Raw genomic sequence first — 7,045 nt, 5'->3', positions numbered from 1 at the left:
AGGCAAACCCTTCGACTGCATAGTACCCGTATTCGTCTTGCAGATTTCCAAGTTAGGAACCTAACCGAGAAATTGGAGCTTACTCTGGTAGACGCTGCGGCAACCCCTTCGACAGCATAGTACCCGTATTCGTATTGGAAAAATTCCGAGTTAGGAACCTAACCGAGAAATTAAATCGTGTTTGTCAGATTTCAAGGCAAACCCTTCGACTGCATAGTACCCGTATTCGTCTTGCAGATTTCCAAGTTAGGAACCTAACCGAGAAATTGGAGCTTGATCTGGTAGACGCTGCGGAAAGCCTTCGACAGCATAGTACCCGTATTCGTCTTGGAAAAATTCCAAGTTAGGAACCTAACCGAGAAAATAGAGCCTACTCTGGTGGACATTACGGCAACCCCTTCGACAGCATAGTACCCGTATTCGTCTTGAAGATTTCCAAGTTAGGAACCTAACCGAGAAAATACAGTTTGACCTGGTAGACGCTGCGGCAATCCCTTGGACTGCATAGTACCCATATTCATCTTCAAGAATTCCGAGTTAGGAACCTAACCGATATAGCAGTATGGTATTGATTTGTTTCCAATAAGCAAGCACACATTAAACCATCTTAAATTGACACGGTTTCTTAGTTGTTGTAGTTTGAGAGTTAGGGCAACACCTAGTCCTGACCCACCACAAAGGCAAAGCGTATGCATAGGGTAGTTTAAATTAAAATTACTGATTGTTTTTTCCAGTCAGTAAGAGTGGTGCTTATTGGCATAAAATCGGAAATTACTATCATGAACCAACGCATCTATTTTTCTGTAAAAGAAGCAATCCAACTTAAAAATGACATCAAGAATTTAAATAATTTTGTATGCTCAGAATTCACCCTTAAAAAGAAAATCACTAAGATCTTAAATGAGTTTTCGCAACAGTTTGGGTATACCTCATACTCACATTTAAAGAAGATTTCAGAGTCATGGAATGAGTCATCTTATGATAAATTTCTGAAAGATCTAGTTAGCGCTAGTGATGCAGAAAAACACTTCATTAATACATACCCTGAAATCACCAATAATCCAGGCGTATTTGAAAATGCCTACAATTTGTGGCTTGTCCCGCCAGCGAAAAAAATTGAATACGATTTCAAACTTAATGAACTACATGAATTAATTAATCAATCAGAACTGAATGAGCATGTTTACAGCGGAGAAGATGAATTCCCAATTGAGTTTCTGATCCAAGCTAAAAATCGAAAGTTCAAAGAATTCAATTGTTGGGATAGTTTTACTGTTGTTAACGGTAATGGAGTCGTAAAGGAATACACTATCATTGAGCAATATTCTCACATCTACACCAATCAACAAGTATTGAGAGTAGGGGAGGGGATTTGGGTAGAAGTATCAAATGGAGCATTCAGAGTAAAGTAATCGAACTTGCCCCGCTTATGCGGGGCTTTCTTTTTGTAAACACCTTGATTAAAAGTGAAACTATAATATCATCTCTAAAAATTAAAAATGAAATATATAGTCATGAAAAAAATTAGAGAAATTTTAAGAAAAACTGACAAGCTGATAATTTTAGCTGGAGCGGGGTTTTCTGCTGATAGCGGTTTACCAGTGTTTAGATCCAATAATGGGTTTTGGGATAACTACCCACAATTGAATGGCAAAGAGTTTACTCAGGTATCCTCGCCAGAGATGCTTTATGAAAACGAAGATCTCTTTCAAGGGTTTTATATCCATAGAAAAAATCTTTATGATTCAACTAATCCTCATATTGGATACAAAAAGCTTTTAGATTTTATTAATGAAAATAATATCGACTACTTTGTTTTAACAACAAATGTGGACGAACACTTTGAAAAAGCTGGCTATTCCAAGGATAAAATCTACGAGGTTCACGGTTCAATAAATCACTGGCAATGCGGAAAGTACAGTTGCGATTCACCAATTTTTCCCATTAATGAAAAAATTGAAGTGGATAATAACCTTGTTCCTGAACATAAAGTTTACTGTCCTAAATGTGAATCAATCGCTAGACCCAACATTCTTATGTTTGGAGATTTTGAATTTAAAAGTGATAGGACAGATATTCAGGCTAAGTTGTTCAACCAATGGTATTACAATATTTTTCGACATGATGATTTAAATGTGACTGTACTTGAATTCGGAGCTGGACAATCAGTTGGTAGGCTTAGAATGCAGCATAGCTCTATTTTAATGGATATCCCTGATGCAATTGGGATTAGAATAAACACAGACCCCGAAGAAATTAACCTTATAAGAAGAAATAATATGATGCTTGAAACCAAAAGTAGTTTGGAGTTTATAAACGAACTATGCTTCTACAAACCTTGAGCATCAAACCCCAGCAGGGTCGCTGGGGTTGTCTTTTTAGATATCGAAGGAAGATTCCTTATTCTTTTCTTTTGAGATTGACAGGACTTTTTCTTTTGAAACAGTACCATGAACAATCCCTGACTTTTTGGTTATGGCGTTAGTAATTTCCTTTCCATGTCCATTGTGGAATACTGTTCCTAGAGATTTCCAAAATCGAGCTGCATTGCCTGGTTGAATGTCCATAATCTCAAGATCTTTTCCAGTGGTTGCAACAATCGATTGAATTACTTTTGTTGCATACCCCTGTCTTCTCTCTTTGAAATTCTTTTCATTTTTGATAACGATATTAACCAAGCCATTTACATCGAAAAGAGTACCATCTTCGACAAATAATTCCACATGCCCAACTTCAGAAAGCCTTTGTGCCTCTACTTGATCAATGCCTTCTTTCATTAAAGACTTGATTCTATGGTTATCCATAATGATGTATTTCAATCGGGTTTCATGAGCACGACTATTACCAGATCTTAAACCACCAGCAAGAGTGATATCATCATTTTGAGCACAAACAAAAAATCCGTACCTTTCAACTTCCATTTTCATTGTAGTTTTCTCTATTTTTATTTTAATATTAATTATACGCAGTTTTAGGACTTGCTTCAATTCAAGTTCCTGCTTATGAATGATATAATTATTAAAATAACTAAGAGAATTTGAAATGATAACCACTTTTACAGCCACCCCAAAAAGATTCGACAAGTTTGACTTCAATAAAATAGGTACTGGTACTGGTTTAGCAAGGCACGGTTTTGGGTTTTATTTTGGAAGTCCTGACTTAGCCAAAGATTATCTATCAACATACAAAACATATGATGGTGCAGATCCTACATACATGTATAAATCTAAAATAATCGAACCTGAAACCATACCGTATGAGGTTATAGAGGTAATTGAGTCGAAAGGATTTGATCAAGCAATTGACCACTTCTCTGGCATGTCTGAACATATAAAGTTTTTGAACGTACTAACCAATAATGGTAATGGCAAAGCATACTCTTGCCCTCATAGAGGTGTGCTGTATCAGGTCTCAATCCCACACATAGATATTTCTGATTTGAAGGACTGGAGTGAAACTCTGTATGAATCAGATGATCTAATAGATATCTATATCGACTTTTGTAACAAGCATGTAAACCCACAAGATTTCGACCCCGAAACTTTGAGATATTTGGCTGATGCGGGTGTCTTTATAGATGAAGATACTGATTTTGAATCAATTATTGAGAACTTGCTTGATAAGGGGTTTGACGAGACTTATGACGTAGATCCTGATGATGATGGAATATATCCTTCTGCAACTTGCAGTACAGATCTAAAAGACATATGTATACACAGAGCTTTTGATGACTATGACTTCGATGATGGATTCCAAGAGGATTTCGATAACCTTAGTCAAAAATTTCATGCCGCGTTTCAGTCTTTAATCAAAAACACACCTGATTTTCACCATGAGGACTTCTCTTTTGGGGATATTCATTCAGCTTTAAATCACGCCATATCAAACCTTAATCCTGATCTTACAGAGATTGAATGTGCAAAAATGGCTAATGAATTCCTATGTAAGAATCTCAAAATATCTGGATATACAGCCGAAGCAATGTATGGAAAGCCTGGAGAAAAAGAGATTGTAATCATTGATGAGCAATTATTAGAGTCTGCCAAAATCGTAGAAGTGAACCCATATAATGATTTTGAGCTTGGTTATGATTACTAACAAAAGGGGGCTAAGCCCCCAATATCAGTTTTCTAGTCTTCTTCTTGCATTAGCTTATTGAGGTATTCTAACGTCTTTTCTTTAACTTCATCGCTAGCACCTTTGAAGCTAATCATTAACTCACCAGACTCTTTTTGAGTTGATCTGATGTACTTTTTGCTTTTCAAAGATCCCCAATGATAAACTGTTCGAGCTTTTTTGGGTGCAGGCACAACATTCTCAGGGGCTTCAACCTGACCATCAATACCAGATCTTCCTTTGTTATCATCTTGATAGCTGCTTAGTCCATCTAGGATTGTTTTAAATGCACTTTCCAGCCTTTCCAGTGGTATGTGCTCAGATACGGTTTCTGGCGCATCATCAGTGGCTTCTATGGCTACTCTATGATTTTTAAGCTCAACAACAATTTCATCTAATATACCTAGATCATTGGCTTTGATATAGAGAGGGTAAGCTAAATGTGACACAAACCGTTCGGTTATTGCTTCTCTTGGCACATAAAGAAACATATCTTCCGAAATTTCAGATAATTGCTCAGCAAGCCCATCAAGTTTATCGATCACCGATTTTGCATATGGATCAGGAATAACGTTAAAGTTTACATCTGATAGATCGTTATCATCATCAACATGCTCTTCAAACACTCTAACTTCATTCTTTAAGTTCGCATCGAGAACATCAAGCATGTTTAACGCATTAAATTTCGTGTACAGAGGGTATAAGCTCTTATCGAAAAAATTGTATCTCAGAGTGATATCTGAAAAATGCTTGATAATTGAAAGTGGAATCTTTGTAAAAGACACCATTCTCTTTACTTTACTCGAACTATATTTTGAATCAATATTCGAAAACTCTTCGATACTCGCTTTAGGATTCTCAGTTTTATACTCATGAAGATCCGCAGCTATTGCAATACATTCCTCTAAGAACGAGTGCTCTTTAGTAGCCTTGAATGTTTCTCGAAGAAATTTTCTTTGAATGGCTGTTACATTACCCTTCAGAACAAAGACGTAATAATCTTTCTCTGCAATAATACAGCTTCGTCTACGACGACTACCGTCAATAATCTCGACTACTTTACCACCATTACCATCATCGATTTCAACACCGATAGCTGGCAGGCTTTGACCAGACTCCTGAAGAGTACCTAAAATATCTTGTAAAGATAGAGAGTTAAGAAGTTCTTGAATACGGGCATTTGATCTCGTATTGACAACAGTTTTTGACTCAATTTCGTCGTACTTGTAAGTGCGAAGCTCCATTGGTCTTAACTCAGTCTCACCATAAAGTGGGCTAGTTAAATAAAACGTGCCAGATGAATTAACGTTGACCAAACCGCTAAAGCCAGACAGGTCAACCTCTAACTCTTTTGTCAGCTCGCCTAAAAACTGATTGATATCTACTCTATTTAACTCTTCAATGTGGGAGTTAATTGCTTGAGCCACCACTTTTACAGACTTACCTAACGCCTCAGCATTTGCCTGGTGGTTGAAGCTTCCTCCTGTAGAGGTAGCCTTCTTTTTTTTGCTTGGGGAAACGAAACGATCATTCATATCTCACCCTCCTAAAGAAACCTTTCAGATACAACGTCGATGTATGACTGATAAAGCCTATTCATGGAGTTCTGCGCCTCTCTGACGCTAGCTTTTCTTGTTTTGTATAGTTGGATTGGCTTGTAGTCCTCTGCCGATTGAGAGAACGCCACAGACTCCTGTATGATTTCTGGCAAACAATCAGAAACGCTTAGTATTGTGCTTACATTTTTCCAAACTACTTTATCAGCCTTTGTTGCTCTATTGATAATTGTTTTAATAGAGTTCAAACCCTTCCAATCTTCAGGCAGCATTTCCTTGAAAACATATTCAAGGTTAACAAGATGCTTCTCATAAGCTCTAAAGTCGATAGGTTTACCCGTAGCAGGCATTAGAAGGTCTGTAGCAGCGTACAGCGCATTCATTAAGAACATGTCTGGACTTGGACCCAAGTCGAATACAAACAGGTCAAAATCATCTTTAAGAGGCTCGATAATCATATCCCTAACATATGACATAGAGAATTGCTTACCTTCCTCAAGTAGCTTCGCTGATGAATAGAGCTGGAATGAAAGGTCAGTCAGAACAGAAGGGATTAGTTTTAGCGCAGGAACGCTAGTAGGAATAATGACATCCTCTAGTAATTCATTACGATAGAATTCACGCTTTTCTTTGCGTGTTTCTAGATCGTCATCCATCCAGTCTTGGAACTTGTCTACAAAAGAAATGTAGTTGTCATCCTTAGCGTCCACGGCTTCTTTCGAAAGAAATACTCTTTGAGTACCTTGAGGATCGAAATCGACTAGGCAAACACGCATATTTCTAATAGGGTCTAAAGCAGCTTCAATAGCAACACCTTGGGCAGTTGTGCTTTTACCAACACCACCCTTAGCTGTTTGAACTACGACAACACTAGGGCTGATATTTTTCTCTTTCCTTATTTCCTTGAAAGACTTAACACCGCACCGCTTTACAAACTCAATCGCTTGAACCCTATCAAGCTGATATTGATTACTATTATTCTGATTGAAGATATAACCGTCCTCAATCATACCTTTTTTGACCTCTTCAAACTGAGCATCGCTGATATTTAAAGCGCCTACAAGCTGCTTTTTAGAGTAAAACTGCTCAATTAGCTCTTCTTTAACTTCTACTTTACCTGAAGTCATGCTCTTTACTTTACGGTGTTTTTCTAGAGCTGTGCGTTGACGCTTAAGCGCTTGTATATTCTCTGCACGAAGATTTGTCATGATATCCGCCTTCCCCAAGGTTAGTGATATTCGAAAAAATATATTCTGAACAGGATGATAGCACCAAACTCAATCAAATCAAGCGAGTTTGGTCAAAAATACCAAGTATGGTCATTTAGAGCGAGTATGGTCTTTTAGAGCAAGTATGGTCAAACCAAGCGAGTA

General features: G+C 37.5%; 6 protein-coding genes. 3 read left to right on the top strand and 3 right to left on the bottom strand.

All coding sequences use genetic code 11. From position 1 onward, the window contains the following. Positions 1-779: 779 nt before the first annotated feature. Both R7P80_RS18905 and R7P80_RS18900 read left to right on the top strand, forming a co-directional pair. Positions 780-1,412, top strand: coding sequence for a hypothetical protein (locus R7P80_RS18905; RefSeq protein WP_318096800.1), 633 nt, complete (start codon positions 780-782; stop codon positions 1,410-1,412). Positions 1,413-1,514: 102 nt separating this feature from the next. Continuing rightward, a complete protein-coding gene (locus R7P80_RS18900; protein ID WP_053319101.1) occupies positions 1,515-2,342 on the top strand; it encodes an SIR2 family NAD-dependent protein deacylase in 828 nt (275 codons plus the stop codon). Between the two features lie 36 nt (positions 2,343-2,378). On the opposite strand, the gene R7P80_RS18895 is transcribed toward R7P80_RS18900, so the two are convergent. Next, complete coding sequence (locus R7P80_RS18895) at positions 2,379-2,987, bottom strand: hypothetical protein (RefSeq protein WP_318096799.1); 609 nt, start codon at positions 2,985-2,987, stop codon at positions 2,379-2,381. Between the two features lie 55 nt (positions 2,988-3,042). On the opposite strand from R7P80_RS18895, the gene R7P80_RS18890 reads away from it, so the two are divergent. Next, positions 3,043-4,098, top strand: a complete 1,056-nt coding sequence (locus R7P80_RS18890) for a hypothetical protein (RefSeq protein WP_318096798.1) — start codon at positions 3,043-3,045, stop codon at positions 4,096-4,098. 32 nt (positions 4,099-4,130) lie between these two features. Here the strand turns inward: R7P80_RS18890 and R7P80_RS18885 are convergent, their stop codons facing one another. Next, a complete protein-coding gene (locus tag R7P80_RS18885) occupies positions 4,131-5,651 on the bottom strand; it encodes a ParB N-terminal domain-containing protein (protein ID WP_048516230.1) in 1,521 nt (506 codons plus the stop codon). A gap of 11 nt (positions 5,652-5,662) precedes the next feature. After that, positions 5,663-6,880, bottom strand: a complete 1,218-nt coding sequence (locus R7P80_RS18880) for a ParA family protein (RefSeq protein WP_045591848.1) — start codon at positions 6,878-6,880, stop codon at positions 5,663-5,665. Positions 6,881-7,045 lie beyond the last annotated feature (165 nt).

This window comes from Vibrio sp. 2092 (genome assembly GCF_033339635.1).
Taxonomy (GTDB): Bacteria; Pseudomonadota; Gammaproteobacteria; order Enterobacterales; family Vibrionaceae; genus Vibrio; species Vibrio alginolyticus.
This window is presented reverse-complemented; position numbering and strand designations above follow the sequence as displayed.